The sequence below is a fragment of the Bacillus sp. SDLI1 genome, assembly GCF_001553895.1.
GTDB lineage: Bacteria > Bacillota > Bacilli > Bacillales > Bacillaceae > Bacillus > Bacillus siamensis.
Genome location: NZ_CP013950.1, coordinates 1,278,982 through 1,297,316, shown reverse-complemented (window position 1 = coordinate 1,297,316; position 18,335 = coordinate 1,278,982). Strand labels below are relative to the sequence as shown.

At 47.8% G+C, this 18,335-nt stretch carries 16 protein-coding genes and 1 pseudogene; 14 read left to right on the top strand and 3 right to left on the bottom strand.

Annotation, left to right across the window (positions count from 1 at the left end; all coding sequences use genetic code 11):
- Positions 1-97: 97 nt before the first annotated feature.
- Positions 98-1,489, top strand: coding sequence for an L-cystine transporter (locus tag AUL54_RS05905; protein WP_082761611.1), 1,392 nt, complete (start codon positions 98-100; stop codon positions 1,487-1,489).
- Between the two features lie 206 nt (positions 1,490-1,695).
- Here AUL54_RS05905 and AUL54_RS05900 read toward each other — a convergent pair whose 3' ends face one another.
- A complete protein-coding gene (locus tag AUL54_RS05900; RefSeq protein WP_060963214.1) occupies positions 1,696-2,295 on the bottom strand; it encodes a hypothetical protein in 600 nt (199 codons plus the stop codon).
- Positions 2,296-2,439: 144 nt separating this feature from the next.
- Here AUL54_RS05900 and AUL54_RS05895 point away from each other — a divergent pair, with 144 nt between their 5' ends.
- On the top strand, positions 2,440-2,982 hold the full coding sequence (locus tag AUL54_RS05895) for a YhcN/YlaJ family sporulation lipoprotein (protein WP_060963213.1): 543 nt from the start codon (positions 2,440-2,442) through the stop codon (positions 2,980-2,982).
- A 124-nt stretch (positions 2,983-3,106) separates the two neighbouring features.
- Positions 3,107-4,009 carry a hypothetical protein gene (locus AUL54_RS05890; protein WP_060963212.1) on the top strand — a complete coding sequence of 301 codons (903 nt, stop codon included), beginning with the start codon at positions 3,107-3,109 and terminating at the stop codon, positions 4,007-4,009.
- Here the strand turns inward: AUL54_RS05890 and AUL54_RS05885 are convergent, their stop codons facing one another.
- A complete protein-coding gene (locus AUL54_RS05885) occupies positions 4,010-4,669 on the bottom strand; it encodes a spore coat protein (protein WP_060963211.1) in 660 nt (219 codons plus the stop codon).
- Between the two features lie 194 nt (positions 4,670-4,863).
- Between AUL54_RS05885 and AUL54_RS05880 the strand changes: the two genes are divergently transcribed.
- Both AUL54_RS05880 and AUL54_RS05875 read left to right on the top strand, forming a co-directional pair.
- Positions 4,864-6,897: a 5'-nucleotidase C-terminal domain-containing protein gene (locus AUL54_RS05880; protein WP_060963210.1), complete on the top strand. Its 2,034-nt coding sequence runs from the start codon at positions 4,864-4,866 to the stop codon at positions 6,895-6,897.
- Positions 6,894-7,490, top strand: coding sequence for a class D sortase (locus AUL54_RS05875; protein WP_060963209.1), 597 nt, complete (start codon positions 6,894-6,896; stop codon positions 7,488-7,490). The genes AUL54_RS05880 and AUL54_RS05875 overlap by 4 nt, the downstream gene beginning before the upstream one ends.
- Here the strand turns inward: AUL54_RS05875 and AUL54_RS05870 are convergent.
- Positions 7,487-8,395, bottom strand: a complete 909-nt coding sequence (locus tag AUL54_RS05870; protein ID WP_060963208.1) for an RluA family pseudouridine synthase — start codon at positions 8,393-8,395, stop codon at positions 7,487-7,489. The two genes, AUL54_RS05875 and AUL54_RS05870, sit on opposite strands and share 4 nt — an antisense overlap.
- Before the next feature lie 110 nt (positions 8,396-8,505).
- Between AUL54_RS05870 and AUL54_RS05865 the strand changes: the two genes are divergently transcribed.
- From AUL54_RS05865 to glpD, 9 genes and pseudogenes are all read left to right on the top strand, one after another.
- Positions 8,506-8,901 carry a DUF5365 family protein gene (locus AUL54_RS05865; protein WP_060963207.1) on the top strand — a complete coding sequence of 132 codons (396 nt, stop codon included), beginning with the start codon at positions 8,506-8,508 and terminating at the stop codon, positions 8,899-8,901.
- A gap of 130 nt (positions 8,902-9,031) precedes the next feature.
- Entirely contained in the window at positions 9,032-9,454 is a 423-nt protein-coding gene (locus AUL54_RS05860) for a CBS domain-containing protein (RefSeq protein ID WP_016938414.1), read from the top strand.
- A gap of 128 nt (positions 9,455-9,582) precedes the next feature.
- Positions 9,583-10,272, top strand: a complete 690-nt coding sequence (locus AUL54_RS05855) for an HAD family hydrolase (protein WP_060963206.1) — start codon at positions 9,583-9,585, stop codon at positions 10,270-10,272.
- Positions 10,265-11,793 (top strand): annotated as a pseudogene (locus AUL54_RS05850) (GNAT family N-acetyltransferase). The gene AUL54_RS05855 and the pseudogene AUL54_RS05850 overlap by 8 nt, the downstream one beginning before the upstream one ends.
- A gap of 243 nt (positions 11,794-12,036) precedes the next feature.
- Positions 12,037-13,389 carry an aspartate aminotransferase family protein gene (locus AUL54_RS05845; RefSeq protein ID WP_101605564.1) on the top strand — a complete coding sequence of 451 codons (1,353 nt, stop codon included), beginning with the start codon at positions 12,037-12,039 and terminating at the stop codon, positions 13,387-13,389.
- A gap of 16 nt (positions 13,390-13,405) precedes the next feature.
- Positions 13,406-13,981 (top strand): glycerol-3-phosphate responsive antiterminator, encoded by a 576-nt coding sequence (locus AUL54_RS05840; RefSeq protein ID WP_016938410.1) that lies wholly within the window; start codon positions 13,406-13,408, stop codon positions 13,979-13,981.
- 172 nt (positions 13,982-14,153) lie between these two features.
- A complete protein-coding gene (locus tag AUL54_RS05835; RefSeq protein WP_060963204.1) occupies positions 14,154-14,981 on the top strand; it encodes an MIP/aquaporin family protein in 828 nt (275 codons plus the stop codon).
- Positions 14,982-14,997: 16 nt separating this feature from the next.
- Positions 14,998-16,488: a glycerol kinase GlpK gene (gene glpK / locus AUL54_RS05830; protein ID WP_060963203.1), complete on the top strand. Its 1,491-nt coding sequence runs from the start codon at positions 14,998-15,000 to the stop codon at positions 16,486-16,488.
- A 138-nt stretch (positions 16,489-16,626) separates the two neighbouring features.
- Positions 16,627-18,294 (top strand): glycerol-3-phosphate dehydrogenase, encoded by a 1,668-nt coding sequence (gene glpD / locus AUL54_RS05825; RefSeq protein WP_060963202.1) that lies wholly within the window; start codon positions 16,627-16,629, stop codon positions 18,292-18,294.
- Positions 18,295-18,335: the final 41 nt, after the last annotated feature.

The window sequence follows — 18,335 nt, the reverse complement described above, 5'->3', positions numbered from 1 at the left end:
TCTATAAAAATACATATATTGTAAAATCATACTTGACCGATCGGAATTCATATAATATAGTGTGTAAGGAAAATGAGCAAGGGAGTGTTTACCTGTTTTGGAGAATTTATTTGTAGTCTTACATGTTTTCATTATGCTTCTGCTTATAGCAGGTCTGTTTGTGATGCAAAAAAAACACGTTTCCTTTTCTAAACGTGTTTTTACCGCGCTCGGATTAGGCATTGTATTCGGTTTTGCACTGCAATTGATTTACGGACCGGCTTCACATATCGTGACACAAACAGCTGATTGGTTTAATATCGCCGGCGGCGGTTATGTCAAGTTGCTCCAGATGATCGTCATGCCGCTTGTCTTTATTTCCATTCTGGGCGCATTTACGAAGCTGAAACTGACCCATAACATCGGAAAAATCAGCGGCCTGATCATCGGAATTTTGATCGCCACGACAGCAATTGCCGCGGCAGTCGGAATTGTTTCGGCGCTTTCCTTTGATCTGAAGGCCGTTCATATCGACCAGGGGAGCACTGAGCTATCAAGAGGCCAGGAGCTTCAGCAAAAATCGGAGGATATGACGGCCAAAACGCTTCCTCAGCAAATCGTTGAGCTTCTGCCGGGAAATCCGTTTCTTGATTTCACCGGGGCCAGACCGACTTCCACCATCGGAGTCGTTATTTTCGCCGCTTTTCTCGGCATCGCTTTCCTTGGCGTGAAACGGAAGCAGCCGGAGCACGCCGCGACATTCAGCGGAATTGTCGATGCGGTTTACGCGATTATTATGCGCGTCGTGACATTAATTTTAAGACTGACGCCTTACGGGGTGTTGGCGATTATGACCAAAACGATCGCGACAAGCGACATCGACAGCATTGCGAAACTGGGGATGTTTGTGATCGCATCATATGCCGCGCTTATCGTCATGTTTATCATTCACTTGCTGCTGATTACGTTCAGCGGTTTAAATCCGATCACATACGTGAAAAAAGCATTTCCGGTCATGGTGTTTGCGTTTACGTCCCGTTCAAGCGCAGGGGCTTTGCCGCTCAATATTAAAACGCAAAAAAGCATGGGCGTACCGGAAGGAATTGCGAACTTCGCCGGTTCATTCGGCTTATCGATCGGTCAAAACGGCTGTGCCGGCATTTATCCTGCAATGCTCGCGATGATGATTGCGCCGACAGTGGGGCAAAATCCGTTTGAACCCGGATTTATTATTTCGGTCATCGCGATAGTGGCAATCAGTTCGTTCGGTGTAGCAGGCGTAGGAGGCGGCGCGACATTTGCGGCTCTTCTCGTCTTATCCGCTTTAAATATGCCTGTTGCGCTTGCCGGGCTGCTCATCTCAATTGAGCCGTTAATTGACATGGGGCGCACTGCCTTAAATGTCAGCGGCAGCATGACCGCGGGACTGTTAACAAGTAAAATGACGAAGGAAACCGATACCTCGGTTTACAATGATTCCTCAATCGTCGTTGAAGCTGAAGAAGCTTAAAAAGAGGATCATCAGCAAAAACCAGCCGTGACGCATCACTTTGCTGTGAAGCCGCACTGTATGGTTAGCAAGATCTTTCCTCAATCTGAAAAGCCTTAACTTCACCTGAAGTTAAGGCTTTTTTAGCGGGAACAACATTATCCGCTCCCCGGCGTTATGATTAAGGGAACTTCTTCAAATCGGTTAAAAAACGAAGTCGCGTATTTTTAATGATTTCCGGGTTCCAGATCTTCCAGCATATTCATCACGGTGCTGTCATTTAAAACATTTACCGCGCTTTCTTCAAAGTGAATCGGCTCCGTATAGTGAGGCTTTGCCGAAGTCTCTTTTCGGCGGTCCGCCTGTCCGTCCGTATGGCTCCGGCTATGTTCATGAGACGATGAAGATGAGCCGGAGTGTTGGCCGGAAGTCTGCTCATGCCGCTGTCCGCCGGATTCTCCGCCGAAAGCCTGTTTGATCATCTCGGCGGGCTGCATGGAGCCGCTTGGTGAATGCCGTGCTTTGTCCGTGTGCCGCTGTCCGCCGGATTCTCCGCCGAAAGCCTGTTTGATCATCTCGGCAGGCTGCATGGAGCCGCCTTGTGAGTGCCGTGCTTTGTCCGTGTGCTGCTGTCCGCCGGATTCTCCGCCGAAAGCCTGCTTAATCATCTCAGCAGGCTGCATGGAGTGTGCGTCATCTTTATGCTGCATTCGGCCTGAAACCATTCCGGTGATTTTGCGGCGGATTTCCGGTGATAAAGCTGCAATCAAAAGTGATGAGCCGATCAGCAGCGCTGTCGGGCTGATGCCTTTTTTTTGTCTGAACAAGTTAAATCCCTCCTCATTCTAGTGATTACATTTATCTTTTCCTTTCCTTCTGATATTTATCCAAACCGCTCAAAATGCAAACGGAGTGCATAAATCCAGCCGAATAGAAAAACCTATACGTAAAGTGAGAAAGGAGGAATTCACATGATAAAAAAACAAGCAGTTATCTCTGCCCTTCTTCTGCCGATGCTGATTACAGCAGGGTGCAGTATGGGAAACCAGGGAGAAGGAAAACGAAATGACAACCGCACCCAAAATGTAAATTACCGCAACACGCCTAACGACGGTGCGACAAATATGAATACAGGGAACCGTCATAACCAAAACACCGCAGATCACAATAACGACCGTAACCTGAGCGTTGCCGATAAAGCCGCAGACAAGGTGACTGATCTGAAAGAAGTTAAAAATGCAACTGTGATCATTGCCGGAAACACCGCTTATGTTGCTGTTGTTTTGACAAACGGGCAAAAAGGCGCCATCGCCAACCATTTGAAAAATAAGATTACCGATAAGGTGAAATCAGCCGATAAACATGTCCGGACAGTATATGTATCAGCGAATCCGGATTTCGTGGAACGTATGCAAGGCTACGGAAAACGAATCAAAAACGGCCACCCGGTATCCGGTCTGTTTGATGAATTCGGCCAAATGGTGCAGCGTGTATTCCCAACCCCCAATAAATAAATGAAATGAATGGAAAAGCCGCATTTGCTGCGGCTTTTTTATTTTATCTGCCGTCACGGCCAAACCTTCCGGCGCATAAAGTAAAGAATGAGATGAAAATTGAAGGATCGGGGAGGGAGCTTGTTTGCGTGACGGCATGGGGAAACGGGCGGCATTCACTCTGATCCTGTGCGGGGTCCTTGTCATATTGGCTGTCAGTTCAGCCATTTCGGTAAGTTTGATGTACGTCCTGTCGGGCCAAAACAGCCGCTTTGTTCCGACGAAGGAACAAGTGACTGAACACATGAATAAAGAAATTTACAAACATACAGCGATTTACTATACGGCGGATGAAAAGCCGCTCTTGGACCTGACCAAGCTTACGTTAGACTACGCAAAGCGTATCAATCAAATCATTGTCGGCTATAAAGGAACAGCGCCTCTTGAACTTATTTTCTTTGCGGATGAAGCTGAAATTGAGCAATATTCCGGCTTGAAAAACGTAGTCGGTTTTTATTCAGAGCAGGAGCAGATGATGGGGCTTTTGCCTGAAGAGAAAAAACAGCTTTTGAAAAAAGATGAGCTGGCCGTTTTTATGTATAAACAATTGATTATTCATGAATATACGCACTATGCGTTTCATCAAAAAACGCGGCAAATGGGAACGTCTACGTCTGAATTTCCGCTTTGGTTTCATGAGGGGCTGAGCGAATGGGTTGCGCATTATGATGTAGTCATTGATCCGATTGCATTTTCCGTCGTGCCGTTTGATCAATTAACGACCGACCGAAAATGGCAGAAATCGCGGATGGTATATGAGACGGATGTATATTTGCAAAGCTTCTATATGATAAAGGATTTAACCGATACATTCGGAGAAGGCATTATCTTAACCATTATCAACAAAACCGCCGAAACACAGGATTTTGAAAAAGGCTTTGAAGCGGCCGCCAAAGAAACCCTGAAACAGTTTGAACGTGATTTCACAAAAACATATGAAAAAAAGAAAACGGCATTGGAGAGTCGGGTATCCAACGCCGTTTCTTAATCAATGCAGGTTTTGCTGCTGCCCCATTTGTCCTTTAATCGGAGGCATTTGCGGCTGTCCCTGAGCCGGCCCAAATGAATTCAGCATCGTCTGCATATCTTGTGCATTAAGCTGAGGAACTTGATAATAACCGTGTTTGTTTTGGTACAAGAAGATTTCAAATGCCATTTCAACATATTGCTGAATTTGGGCGGAGAGCACTCTTCTTATCACGGGATTGGTCATTTCAAGCGAGCTCATCGTCAAAAGAGAAGCTTGAGCTTTAATCAGGCCGAGCATATGGCCGCTTATCCCGAGATCTTTGACATCATTTAAGGATTGATTCGGTTTTTTCGGCTGTGTCGGTTTTATGCCGTACACGGCTTGGTTCTGTTCCTTCATCATATATGTCGAAGTTTCCTGAGAAGGCTTTTGGCCGGTCTTAAAGCATTCTGCCGTCAGATTATAAAGTCCGAGAATGAATTGGTATTGGCGGTCAAGAATATCCGCCAGCTGCTGATCCTGTATAAATTGTCTGAGCATCATAAATTGATCCAGGACGCCGACTGTTCCGGCCAGGACTTCATGCATATCGAAAAGCTCATGTCCTCCGTGATTCACTTGCGGTGAACCCGGCATCCCCTGATTTACTGGCGGCTGCTGATTCTGCTGCTGTTCCACTGATTGTTTTCCTCCTTCATGTCAAATCATCATTAAGATGTGAAAAAAGCTGATCCGTTATACGTGCAGACCGATTTCGTTACATGGGGACTATTTACTATTTTGCGCCAGTGAAGACAATCTTTACAAAAAAAGTGGTGTGATTTTTAAGAAAATAAGCTAACGTATTTCTTAGAAGACAAGGGGGGAAATGAATGAAGAAAAAAAGGGGGATGCGTCTTTCGTGCTGTGTGCTGATGGCTTGTTTTATGGTCTCCGGCGTGAAAGATGCGGCAGCAATCGGACAAGCCGGACCGCTGAATGAGAGTAGAACGGATAAGGCGAATCAAGAACAGCATACTGAAGACACCGGCCGTGTCCCGCTCAGAATCATCAGCATGAATGATCTGCACGGAAAAATTGATCAGCAATATGAGCTTGATCTTAACGGAGATGGTAAACCGGATGACATGTTCGGCCGAATGGACTACGCTGCGGCGTACATTAAAAAAGCAAAAGCCGAAAAAGAACACGCCTTCGTGGTGCACGCGGGCGATATGATCGGGGGCAGTTCTCCCGTGTCAGCCCTTTTTCAAGATGAACCGACAGTAGAACTGATGGAAGACATCGGGTTTGACGCCGGGACTGTCGGCAATCATGAATTCGATGAAGGAACAAATGAGCTTAAACGGATCATCAATGGAGGAGATCATCCGGACGGAAAGGGGACAAGCGGTTATGACGGCCAAAATTTCCCGCTCGTCTGCGCCAACTGTAAACTGAAATCAGGAGAGCCCTTTCTGCCGCCGTATGAAATCAAATACGTTTCCGGAATTCCGGTTGCATTTATCGGAGTTGTAACCAGATCGGCAGCAGGAATGGTCATTCCGGACGGAATTAAAAACATCACGTTTACGGATGAGGTAAAAGCCGTCAATGCCGCCGCCGCTGACCTGAAGAAAAAAGGAATTAAAGCCATCGCCGTGCTCGCTCATATGTCTGCTGAACAAAACGGCAGTGCGATCACGGGAGAAGCCGCAAAGCTTGCCGGCGGGACAGACTCAGAGATTGACGTGATTTTCGCCGCGCACAATCATAAAGTCGTAAACGGAGAAGTCAACGGCAAGCTGATCGTGCAGGCATTTGAATACGGAAAAGCAATCGGAATCGCCGATCTTGAACTTGATAAAGAGTCGAAGGATATCGTGAAAAAATCAGCGGAAATCCAATATATCGACCAAAGTAAAATCAAGCCGGACCCGGATGCGGCAGGCATATTAAGCAAATATGAAGAGAAAGTGAAACCGATTATCAGCGAAGCGGTCGGGGAAGCGGCCCATGATATAACGGGCGGCTATTCAAATGACGGCGACACGGCGCTTGGAAATCTGATTGCCGACGGTATGAAAACGAAGATGAAATCCGATTTTGCGCTTATGAATGGCGGCGGCATCCGGGACGGCATAAAAAAAGGACCGATTACATGGGGAGACCTTTATAATGTTCAGCCGTTCGGCAATGTGCTGACGAAGCTTGAAATCAAAGGAAAAGATTTGCGGGAGATCATCAACGCGCAAATTTCTCCGGTTTACGGACCGGATTACAGCATCAGCGGTTTTTCCTATACATGGAACCCGGAAACCGGAAAAGCGATTGATATGAAAATGGCGGACGGGACAGACATACAGCCCGAGAAAGGATATACATTAACAGTCAATCAATTTATGGCAACGGCAGCGGGGGCCAAATACGGCCCGATCGGGAAACTCGGCAAGAATCCGGTGACGGGGCCTGAGGATTTGGAAGCGACAGTAGACTATGTCAAAAGCTTTTCCGCTCCGATTTCTTATCAAACCGACGGCCGCATCCGCACGGCATCAGCAACCGAAACACCTGATGACACCGGCAGTCAGCCGGGAAAAGGGGAAACACCGGGCGGCACCAGACCTGATAAAACAGAAAAACCCCAAGCGGAAAAACCCGCTAAAAACCCGGATGCTGCAAAACAGCCTGACCAAGCCAAAAAACCAGAGCGTCCCATTATAAAAGAAACAGCTTCCAAAACCCGTCCGTCGCCGGCGGCAAATCCGGAAGAAAGCACAAAACAGACTGAAAGCGGCACACAAAAAGGCCGTCCATTACCTGATACTTCAGCGGGCAGCCATCAGACGGCACTGGCCGGACTGGTGATCACAGGCGCCGGCGTATATTGGCTTTTCAGAAAGAAAAGGAGCAACCGCACACCATGAATAAACTGAAACATATTCCGCTTCTTGTCATCATTATCGGTGTCATCGTCACATGCTACGGAAGCTGGAAGATCGTCGATTCACATATGAAGACAAACCAATCGCTTCAAGAAGCAAAAAAAACGGCTGAACCCGTTCTGGCAAAGAAAGAAACGAATAGAGCCGTTTTGGCGCAGCGCAAAAAAGAATTTCATCCTAAAACAGGTGAAGCAAGCGGTATTTTAGAGATCCCTAAAATTGATGCTGAGCTCCCGATCGTGGAAGGGACTGACGCAGACGATTTAGCAAAAGGCGTCGGCCATTACAAAGACAGCTATTATCCGGATGAACACGGCCAAATCGTATTATCCGGCCACAGGGACACGGTGTTCCGACGGACCGGCGAACTGAAAAAAGGAGACAGGCTGAACGTGATTCTGTCTTACGGCGCGTTTTCTTATAAAATCAGCCATACAAAAATCGTCAGCCGGAATGATACGTCCGTCATCACCCTTCAGCACGAGCGGGAGGAACTGATCCTGACCACTTGCTATCCGTTTTCTTACATCGGAAATGCACCGAAACGATATATTATATATGCTTACCCGGTTTAAGAAAAATACGTGTCGGCAAAGTGTGCCAGATCAGCGGGCATCGGCGCTTCGGCAATGATTTCTTCTCCGGAGACCGGATGGACGACGCTGACCTTTTTGGCGTGAAGCGCCTGTCTGTGAAACAGCGCCCGGCTTCCGCCGTACAGGTCATCTCCCGCTAACGGATGGCCGATGCTTGCCATATGCACTCTGATTTGATGTGTTCTTCCGGTTTCCAATTCAAGCTCGACCAGAGAAAGCTGCGCGCCGGAATGATAGCCTTTTACCTTGTAATGGGTGACGGCGGCTTGTCCGCCGGGTGAGACGCGCCGTCTGACGGAATGTGACCTGTCGCGGCCGATCGGCGAATCAACCGTGCCTTTTTTCGGCGTCACTTTTCCTTCCGCTGCGGCGATATAGGTTCGTTTTAATGTTTTGGTTTCAAGCTGCCGATCGAGGATGGCATGAGCCAGGCGGTGTTTAGCGAAAACGACCGCACCTGACGTGTCCCGGTCAAGCCGGTGAACATGGCGGACTTTCGCTTGTTCGCCGTTGATTTGAAAATGGTAAGCGATCAGATTGCTGAGGGTTCCGGTCTGACCCTCTTCATTCGGATGAGTCGGCATCCCCGCCGGCTTATTTGCAATCAGCATATGATTGTCCTCAAATAAGATTTCCGCTTCCCCGTATTCCGGGATCACCGATGACTCCGTTTTTTCCTGAAGATCAATGAACAGGCGGTCTCCGGTTTTCAGGATGATGTTGTTTTTGGGAGATGTGCGATTGACCTGAATGCTTTCTTGGTTCATCCATTCGGTTATCACGGGTTTTGATGCCTGAAATTCTGATTTCAGGACTGAAAACAGCCATTGTCCGGCGTGCTTTTCCGTTATCAGAAGTTCCAGCCCGCGGTCATTTTGTTTCATATCATAAAGCTCCTTTTTCAAGCGGAAAGCGGCTGTTCCAATAGGAAACACTTACCTTAGCTTTCGCGTTTTTTTCTGTGCTATTCTTGATAAAGATTAAGGATATTCACATGGCAAGAAAGGTGATTGATGTGAGAATTGTCAACGCAGCGACTGACGGACAAGAAAGCGCGATACAAGAGCTTTCCTCTGAACTGTTCCAAAATGTCTTTCCTCTTTATTTCTCCGAACTGGAAATGCAGCGCTTTAAAAAAAAGGGCGTATTGTCTTTACAAAACCAACTTTACCAAGGAACGTTAAAAGAAGCATTTCAAATTATGGCTTGTCTGCAAACGGTACATATCATGCTGTCAAAGCCGCACGCGGTATATGATGCCAAAGAGCGGGCGCTGTTTGATAAAAATTGCGCTTTGCTGAATGATTGCGGAATGAATTTTCCGTTTACCTATGATGATTTCGAGACAAGAGCCGAATCAGAAGCCTGCGGTCACAGAAGGCTGATCTGACGGATGTAAAGAGCCTTTTTACAGGCTCTTTTTTGCTTCTTTGACATGATACCACAATTTCTTTCCTCTAACTCCCTTTATAATGAGACAAACCCCTGAGCATAATAAATGGCGAAAGGGGTGCTTTACAATGAGTTCAATCAAACAATCAATGACTACCCACGTGGCTACCGTTTCTCCCAATCAAACGATTCAGGAAGCGGCCGCGCTGATGCATCAGCATAATGTCGGAGCGATTCCCGTCGTTGACGGAGGGGAATTAAAAGGGATGCTGACAGACCGTGATATCGCATTGAGAACAACGGCTCAAGGCCGCGACGGCCAAACACCTGTTTCGCACGTGATGTCTTCTAAAGTAGTATCCGGAAACCCGGAGATGAGTCTTGAAGAGGCGTCACACCTGATGGCCCAACACCAAATCCGCCGCCTTCCCATTGTTGATCAAAATCATTTGGTCGGGATCGTTGCGCTTGGAGACTTAGCGGTCGATCAGCGTTCAAACGAGTCTGCGGGAGCAGCTCTTTCTAATATTTCCAGCCAAAACTCACAGTAACGGATCAAGAGAGCTTGCATTCATGCAGGCTCTTCTTTCCGTCCGAATGTTACATTTTGAACGCGAAAGAAATTCACGGTATAGTGTATACATAGGTCACAATACGTTAACTAAAGGAGCTGTAAGCAGTGATAAAAGCATTAATCTTTGATTTTGACGGGTTAATTTTAGATACAGAAACCCATGAATATGAAGTGCTGCAAGAAATGTTTGAAGAACACGGATCGACATTGCCTTTATCTGTCTGGGGAAAGGTGATCGGAACGGCCGCGGGGTTTAAGCCGTTCGCGTATTTAGAGGAGCAGCTGGGAAGAAAGCTCGATCATGACGAACTGACGGCGATCAGACGTGCGCGCTTCGATCAGCGGATGAAAACGGAAACGGCGCGTCCCGGGGTGGAGGCTTATTTAGCCGCGGCGAAAGAATTAGGATTGAAGGTGGGGCTTGCTTCAAGCTCAGATTTCAAATGGGTATCGGGCCACCTGAAGGAGTTAGGCCTGTTTGATGAATTTGAAGTGATTCAGACGGCGGATGACGTAGAAGAAGTGAAGCCGAATCCGGAACTCTATTTGAAAGCGGCGGAACATTTAGGCGTCGAACCTTCCGAATGTCTTGCTTTTGAGGATTCCGTCAATGGCTCAATCGCAGCCAAACGTGCCGGCATGAAATGTGTGATCGTACCGAATAAGGTAACAAGCGCCCTGTTGTTTGAAGAATACGATCACAGACTGGAATCGATGGCGGAAATGGAACTTGAATTACTTTTACAGCGCTTGAACAATCAAAACGAATCGGCAGGGGGAAGCGGCATTGTCTGAGAAACTTGATCTGACCCGTTTTGAAAAGAAAATGGTCATACGGAACATGGAAGAGAAAGATATCAACAAAATTATTGAGCTGCAAAAGGATTGTTTCCCGGGGATGGAGCCTTGGGAGCCTGAGCATTTAATCAGCCATCTCGCGCATTTTCCGGAAGGTCAGTTTTGCGCCGAGTATGAAGGGGAAATTATCGGATCATGCTCCAGCCTGATCATCAATTTCGATGAATACGATGACCGCCACACATGGCAGGACATTACAGACGACGGTTACATCACGAACCACAATCCGGACTGTACGGAATTGAAGTGATGGTGCATCCGGCATACAGACGGATGAAGATCGGACACCGGCTGTATGAAGCGAGAAAAGACCTGGCGAGACGATTAAACCTGAAAAGCATCATTATCGGCGGACGGATTCCGAATTACCATAAATATGCGGAAGAAATGACGGCGAGAGCCTATGTCGAACAGGTGACGCGCCATCAGATTTATGATCCGGTGCTTTCCTTTCAGCTGATGAACGGATTTACGCTCATGCGGATCAATCCGAATTATCTCCCGGATGACACCGCGTCCATTAAATATGCGACATTAATGGAGTGGAACAATGTCGATTACCTGCCGCAGTCGAAGCGCTATTACAAATCGGCATTTCCGGTGCGTATTTGCGTCATCCAGTATGAAATGAAAAAGATTTATTCCTTCGAGGAATTTGCCAATCAGGTTGAATATTATGTGGATGTGGCTTCCGATGCAAGATCTGATTTCGCGGTATTTCCGGAGATTTTCACGACGCAGCTCATGTCATTCCTCGAGGAGCGTTCTCCGAGTCTGGCCATTCAGAGGATTACCGAATATACAGAGGACTATATCAGCCTCTTTACAGATCTCGCGGTGAAATATAATGTCAACATCATCGGCGGCTCCCACTTCGTTGAAGAAGAAGGGAAAATTTATAACATCGCTTACTTATTCAGACGTGACGGCACGATTGAAAAACAGTATAAGCTTCACATTACGCCGAATGAGCGGAAATGGTGGGGCATCAGCGCCGGAGACAGAGTGCGCGTATTTGATACAGACTGCGGAAAGATCGCCATTCAGATCTGCTACGATATTGAATTTCCGGAGCTTGCGAGAATTGCCGCGGATCAAGGGGCGAAAATTATCTTTACGCCGTTCTGCACTGAAGACCGCCAAGGCTACTTGCGCGTAAGATACTGCTCTCAGGCGAGAGCGGTTGAAAACCAAATTTACACTGTCATCTCAGGTACGGTCGGGAACCTGCCGCAAACAGAAAATATGGACATTCAATACGCACAGTCAGCCATTTTTGCTCCGTCTGATTTTGAATTTGCCAGAGACGGAATCGTCGGTGAAACGAACCCGAATATCGAAATGGTTGTGATCGGGGACGTTGACCTTGAAATTTTAAGAAGGCAGCGTGAAAACGGAACCGTGCGCCAGCTGAAAGACCGGCGCAAAGACATTTACCGGATTACGCATCTTAAATGAAAAAAGCCCGCTCCGGTTTAAGGAGCGGGTTTTTTTATAAAAATACTTGCACCGTCCCCGGTTTCGGGATATGCTCTTGTAGCCCTTTCGCTTTCTGGGAGAAAGCGTTTTTTTAATTGCCGCCGCTTTATTGACTCGCCCATGCCGCGCCTTTATATTCTTATTAAGAGGAAAACTTCACCAAGAGAATCGGCGCCAGAAGCCGGGCAGCTTTCGATACAGTGCAATGATATTGAAAGGGAGATGAGCGGTGTGGAACATGTACAAAAAAATCAGTCACTCAAACAAAAGGATAAAGAGCTGATTTGGCACGCGATGAAAGGGGCGGAGCCGGATGACAGCATAATTGTCCAAAAAGGGGAAGGCGCCTGGGTTACGGACATTGACGGCAGGCGGTATTTGGACGGCATGTCAGGACTGTGGTGCGTCAATATCGGATACGGGAGAAAGGAGCTTGCCGATGCGGCATACAGCCAATTGAAGGAGCTTCCTTATTATCCGCTGACCCAAAGCCATCAACCTGCGATTGAACTTGCGGAAAAACTGAATGAATGGCTCGGCGGCGATTATGTAATCTTCTTTTCCAACAGCGGATCGGAAGCAAATGAAACCGCGTTCAAAATTGCCCGCCAATACCACATTGAAAACGGCGATCACAGCCGCTTCAAATTCATCTCCCGGTACAGAGGCTATCACGGCAATACGATGGGGGCGCTCGCCGCTACCGGCCAGGCGCAGAGAAAATACAAATACGAGCCGCTCTCCCAAGGATTTTTGCATGCGGCGCCGCCTGATCTCTATCGGAATCCCGCCGATGCTGACACATTGGAAAGCGCACATGAAATCGACCGGATCATGACGTGGGAATTAAGCGAAACGATTGCCGGCGTTATTATGGAACCGATTATTACAGGCGGAGGTATACTGATGCCCCCGGACGGGTATATGGCAAAGGTAGAGGACATTTGCCGCCGCCACGGCGCGCTGCTTATCAGTGATGAAGTCATCTGCGGTTTCGGCCGCACGGGAGAGCCGTTCGGATTTCAGCATTACGGCGTTTCACCGGACATCGTCACAATGGCAAAAGGCATCACGAGCGCTTACCTGCCGCTGTCGGCGACGGCGGTGAAACGGGAGATTTTTGAAGCGTATTCGGACGGTGAGCCGTACGGCCGTTTCCGGCACGTGAATACATTCGGAGGCAATCCGGCAGCCTGCGCCCTTGCTTTGAAAAACCTGCAATTGATGGAGGAGGAAAATCTGATCGCCCGTTCCCGGGAGCTTGGCGAAAGGCTGCTCAGGGAGCTTCAGCCGCTCAGAGAACATCCCGCGGTCGGAGATGTACGGGGAAAGGGCCTTCTTGCCGGCATCGAGCTCGTAAAGGACAAAATCACGAAAGAACCCGCTGATGCCGCCGCTGTCCAGCACGTCATCACCGCCTGTAAGAAAAAAGGCCTGCTCGTCGGGAAAAATGGCGATACCGCAGCGGGATATAATAATGTCATTCAGCTTTCACCGCCTTTCTGCCTTTCTGACGAGGAGCTTTCTTTCATCATTTCAACGGTCAAAGAAAGCGTGCTGAGCATTGATTTTTAATGTAAAGGAGTAAAACATGAGTTTTCACAACCAGCAGATTTTACCGGCTATCCGGAACATGAAGCAATTCGATGCATTTTTAGAAAGTCCGTTCTTATACGGCGTTATTTTAGATATTCACCTCGGTCAATTAAAAGGTGTCGTGAATGAAGCGAAAAAACACGGAAAACACCTGATGGTTCACGTCGATTTAATTCACGGCATTAAGCATGATGAATACGGGGCTGAATTTATTTGTCAGGACATCCGGCCCGCCGGCATCATTTCGACGAGATCGGCCGTCATCGTCAAAGCGAAACAAAAGAAAATATATGCGATCCAGCGTCTGTTTCTCTTGGATACGAGCGCGATGGAAAAGAGCATGGAATTCGTCGGGAAGCATAAGCCTGACTTTATCGAGGTTCTCCCGGGCATCGTTCCGACTTTAATCCGGGAAATTAAAGAGATGACGGGCATTCCGATTTTTGCCGGCGGCTTTATCCGCACGGAACAGGATGTTGAAAACGCTTTGCAGGCGGGGGCCACGGCTGTCACGACTTCAGACACCGAGCTGTGGGCTAAATATGAACATTCTATGACAAAAAAAGATTGACACCGCTTACACCCGTTGTTACAATAGACCTAGGTTAATACTATGTGATGGAGACCCGGAGACCCACAACAGCTCTTTACGGCAGCAATAAAGCGTAAAGCGGTCTGTTGTGGGTTTTTTATTCTCTATAACTCTGTCAAACCTGCTATTATGTCATTTAGGAGGAATGATGATGACAGCATTTTGGGGAGAAGTAATCGGTACAATGCTGCTTATTATTTTCGGCGGCGGCGTTTGTGCGGGAGTCAATTTAAAGAAATCGCTTTCATACCAATCCGGATGGATTGTTGTTGTATTCGGCTGGGGGCTTGGAGTAGCCATGGCGGCATATGCTGTCGGCGGAATCAGCGGCGCTCACTTGAATCCGGCTTTAACGATAGGCCTTGCGCTTGAAGGCAGTTTTCCTTGGAAAGAAGTCCCTGTCTATATTGCTGGACAGATGATCGGAGCAATAATCGGTGCGGTTATTGTGTACCTTCATTATCTGCCGCATTGGAAGGCGACGGATGATCCGGCCGCTAAGCTGGGCGTTTTCTCGACCGGACCGAGTATTCCTCATACATTTGGGAATATGATAAGTGAAGTCATTGGGACATTTGTGCTTGTGCTCGGCATTTTGGCAATCGGAGCGAATGAATTTACAAAAGGGCTGAACCCGCTGATTGTCGGATTCCTCATCGTGGCTATCGGAATTTCTCTCGGAGGAACGACCGGGTATGCGATCAACCCTGCGCGGGATTTGGGGCCGAGAATCGCGCACGCCTTTCTGCCGATCCCGAAAAAAGGACCGTCAAATTGGAAATATGCCTGGATTCCCGTTATCGGTCCGATTATGGGCGGTGCGTTCGGCGGCGTATTTTACAATGCCGCGTTTAAAGGAAATGTGACATCTAGCTTTTGGTTTGTAAGCGTTATAATGGTTGTATTGCTTTTCATACTCTATGTTTATACCAAGAAATCTCAATCACGAAAAACATTATCAAATTCTGAATATATTTAAAAAGGAGAGCGGCATCATGGAGACCTATATTTTATCAATTGACCAAGGCACAACAAGTTCAAGAGCGATTCTTTTTAATAAAGAAGGAAAAATCGTGCATTCCGCTCAAAAGGAATTCACACAGCACTTCCCTCAGCCGGGCTGGGTGGAGCATAATGCGAACGAAATCTGGGGATCGGTGCTCGCCGTTATCGCGACTGTGATCTCAGAGTCCGGAATCAGCGCGGACCAAATTTCCGGCATCGGCATCACGAACCAAAGGGAAACGACGGTCGTATGGGATAAAGATACCGGAAAGCCGGTATACAATGCGATTGTGTGGCAATCGAGACAAACATCCGGCATTTGCGAAGAGCTTCGTGAAAAAGGATATAATGATACATTCAGAGAAAAAACGGGACTTTTGATCGACCCTTATTTCTCAGGAACGAAAGTCAAATGGATTCTTGACAATGTAGAAGGCGCGCGGGAAAAAGCGGAAAACGGAAATCTCCTTTTCGGAACGATTGATTCATGGCTCATCTGGAAAATGTCCGGAGGCGCGGCGCACGTAACGGATTATTCCAACGCTTCAAGAACGCTGATGTTTAATATCCATGAATTAAAATGGGATGACGAGCTTCTTGACATTTTAGGCGTGCCGAAATCAATGCTGCCGGAAGTGAAACCGTCTTCTCATGTGTACGCGAAAACGGTTGATTATCATTTCTTCGGCAAAAATATTCCGATTGCGGGTGCGGCCGGAGACCAGCAGTCAGCGCTGTTCGGTCAGGCGTGCTTTGAAGAAGGCATGGGGAAAAACACATACGGCACAGGCTGCTTTATGCTCATGAATACCGGAGAAAAAGCCATTGCTTCAGAGCACGGCCTTCTGACGACGATCGCCTGGGGATTAGACGGAAAAGTCGAGTATGCGCTGGAAGGAAGCATCTTTGTCGCAGGTTCTGCCATCCAATGGCTGAGAGACGGCATGCGGATGTTCCATGATTCGAAAGAAAGCGAGACGTACGCAGAGCGTGTGGATTCCGCTGACGGTGTTTATGTCGTGCCCGCTTTCGTCGGATTGGGCACACCGTACTGGGACAGTGACGTGCGCGGCTCGGTTTTCGGCCTGACACGCGGAACGACGAAGGAGCATTTTATCCGGGCTACGCTTGAATCTCTCGCTTATCAGGCGAAAGATGTGCTTGATGCCATGGAAGCTGATTCAGGCATCTCTTTAAAAACGTTGCGTGTAGACGGCGGAGCGGTTAAAAATAATTTCCTTATGCAGTTCCAAAGCGACTTGCTTGATGTGCCGGTCGAACGTCCGGAAATTAATGAAACGACGGCGCTCGGTGCCGCGTATTTGGCCGGAATCGCTGTCGGCTACTGGAAAGACAGCACTGAAATCGCCGATCAGTGGAATCTGGATAAGCAATTCAAACCGGAAATGGAAGATGAAAAACGCGATGAATTGTACGGCGGATGGAAAAAAGCAGTAAATGCAGCTATGGCTTTTAAGTAAGATAAAATTATGATATACTGAAAACAAGTTAATAGGAACGGTCCTGAGATGAGGAGAGACCACAGCACCAAAGTGATAACATGCGCTTTGGCTGTTGTGGTCTCTTTTTCTATACCGTGACAACAAGGAGGAAACGTAATGATGAATCACCAATTTTCGAGTTTGGAACGGGATCATATGCTGGAAGACATGACTAAAAAAACATACGATCTGTTTATTATAGGCGGAGGCATTACGGGTGCCGGTACGGCGCTTGACGCTGCTTCAAGGGGAATGAAAGTCGCTTTGAGCGAAATGCAGGATTTCGCGGCCGGCACATCAAGCCGATCCACAAAGCTTGTCCACGGCGGTTTGCGTTATCTGAAGCAATTCGAAGTCAAAATGGTGGCTGAAGTCGGTAAAGAACGTGCCATTGTATACGAAAACGGCCCGCACGTCACGACGCCGGAATGGATGCTGCTTCCGTTCCATAAAGGAGGCACATTCGGTTCATTCTCTACGTCCATCGGTCTGCGTGTATATGACTATTTAGCAGGGGTAAAAAAATCAGAGCGCAGAAGCATGCTGTCTGCAAAAGAAACGCTGCAAAAAGAACCGCTCGTCAAAAAAGACGGCTTAAAAGGCGGAGGCTACTATGTAGAGTACCGGACGGACGACGCCAGACTGACGATTGAAGTCATGAAAGAAGCCGTTAAATTCGGTGCGGAGCCTGTCAACTATTCTAAAGTGAAAGAGCTGCTTTATGAAAAAGGAAAAGTCGTCGGCGTTTTAATTGAAGATCTGCTGTCAGGCAAGGAATACAAAGTTTACGCAAAAAAAATCGTCAATGCGACAGGTCCTTGGGTCGACGAGCTGAGAGAAAAAGACCACAGCAAAAGCGGAAAGCATCTCCAGCATACAAAAGGGGTCCATCTCGTATTCGACCAATCCGTATTCCCGCTTAAACAGGCTGTATATTTTGACACGCCGGACGGACGGATGGTGTTCGCCATTCCGCGTGAAGGAAAAACATACGTGGGCACGACAGACACGGTTTATAAACAAAAGCTTGAGCATCCGCGCATGACGGTGCAGGATCGTGATTATGTCGTCAGCTCCATCAATTATATGTTCCCGGAACTGAATATTACGGCGGACGATATTGAATCAAGCTGGGCCGGCCTCAGACCGCTCATTCACGAAGAAGGAAAAGATCCGTCCGAGATCTCCCGTAAAGATGAAATCTGGACATCTCAATCTGGCTTGATCACAATCGCCGGAGGAAAACTGACGGGCTACCGTAAAATGGCTGAGCACATTGTCGATCTTGTCCGCGACCGCTTAAAAGAAGAGGGCGGCCAGGACTTCGGCGGCTGTAAGACGAAGTCCTGGCCGATTTCCGGCGGACATGTCGGCGGCTCTAAAAACTTCGAGTCATTTGTGGAAGCAAAGACAAAAGACGGATTGAAAATCGGTTTATCACAGGAAACAGCTAAACAGTTAGCCATCAGATACGGCTCTAACGTCGAAAATGTATTCAGCCGGATTGAAGGCCTGAAAGATGAAGCGGCAAAACGCCAGATTCCGGTTCACATTCTGGCGGAAGCGGCTTACAGCATTGAAGAAGAGATGGCTGCGACACCTGCTGATTTCTTCGTCCGCAGAACGGGCAGACTGTTCTTCGACATCAAATGGGTGCAAACGTATAAAACGGCTGTGATTGATTACATGAGCGACCGGTTCCAATGGGATGACGAAACGAAAGCGAAACATACCGAGTGGTTAAACACGCTGCTGCACGATGCGGTTGTTCCGCTCGAACAATAATAACCGGAGGGCTGTGCCGAAAAGGCATGAGCCCTTCTTTT

Excerpts from the sequence above, each read along its gene's own strand:
- AUL54_RS05895 (WP_060963213.1), top strand. The coding sequence starts at position 2,440 with ATGATAAAAAAACAAGCAGTTATCTCTGCCCTTCTTCTGCCGATGCTG.
- AUL54_RS05880 (WP_060963210.1), top strand. The coding sequence starts at position 4,864 with ATGAAGAAAAAAAGGGGGATGCGTCTTTCGTGCTGTGTGCTGATGGCT.
- AUL54_RS05875 (WP_060963209.1), top strand. The coding sequence starts at position 6,894 with ATGAATAAACTGAAACATATTCCGCTTCTTGTCATCATTATCGGTGTC.
- AUL54_RS05870 (WP_060963208.1), bottom strand. The coding sequence starts at position 8,395 with ATGAAACAAAATGACCGCGGGCTGGAACTTCTGATAACGGAAAAGCAC.
- AUL54_RS05865 (WP_060963207.1), top strand. The coding sequence starts at position 8,506 with ATGGCAAGAAAGGTGATTGATGTGAGAATTGTCAACGCAGCGACTGAC.
- AUL54_RS05860 (WP_016938414.1), top strand. The coding sequence starts at position 9,032 with ATGAGTTCAATCAAACAATCAATGACTACCCACGTGGCTACCGTTTCT.
- AUL54_RS05845 (WP_101605564.1), top strand. The coding sequence starts at position 12,037 with ATGAGCGGTGTGGAACATGTACAAAAAAATCAGTCACTCAAACAAAAG.
- AUL54_RS05840 (WP_016938410.1), top strand. The coding sequence starts at position 13,406 with ATGAGTTTTCACAACCAGCAGATTTTACCGGCTATCCGGAACATGAAG.
- AUL54_RS05835 (WP_060963204.1), top strand. The coding sequence starts at position 14,154 with ATGACAGCATTTTGGGGAGAAGTAATCGGTACAATGCTGCTTATTATT.
- glpK (WP_060963203.1), top strand. The coding sequence starts at position 14,998 with ATGGAGACCTATATTTTATCAATTGACCAAGGCACAACAAGTTCAAGA.
- glpD (WP_060963202.1), top strand. The coding sequence starts at position 16,627 with ATGATGAATCACCAATTTTCGAGTTTGGAACGGGATCATATGCTGGAA.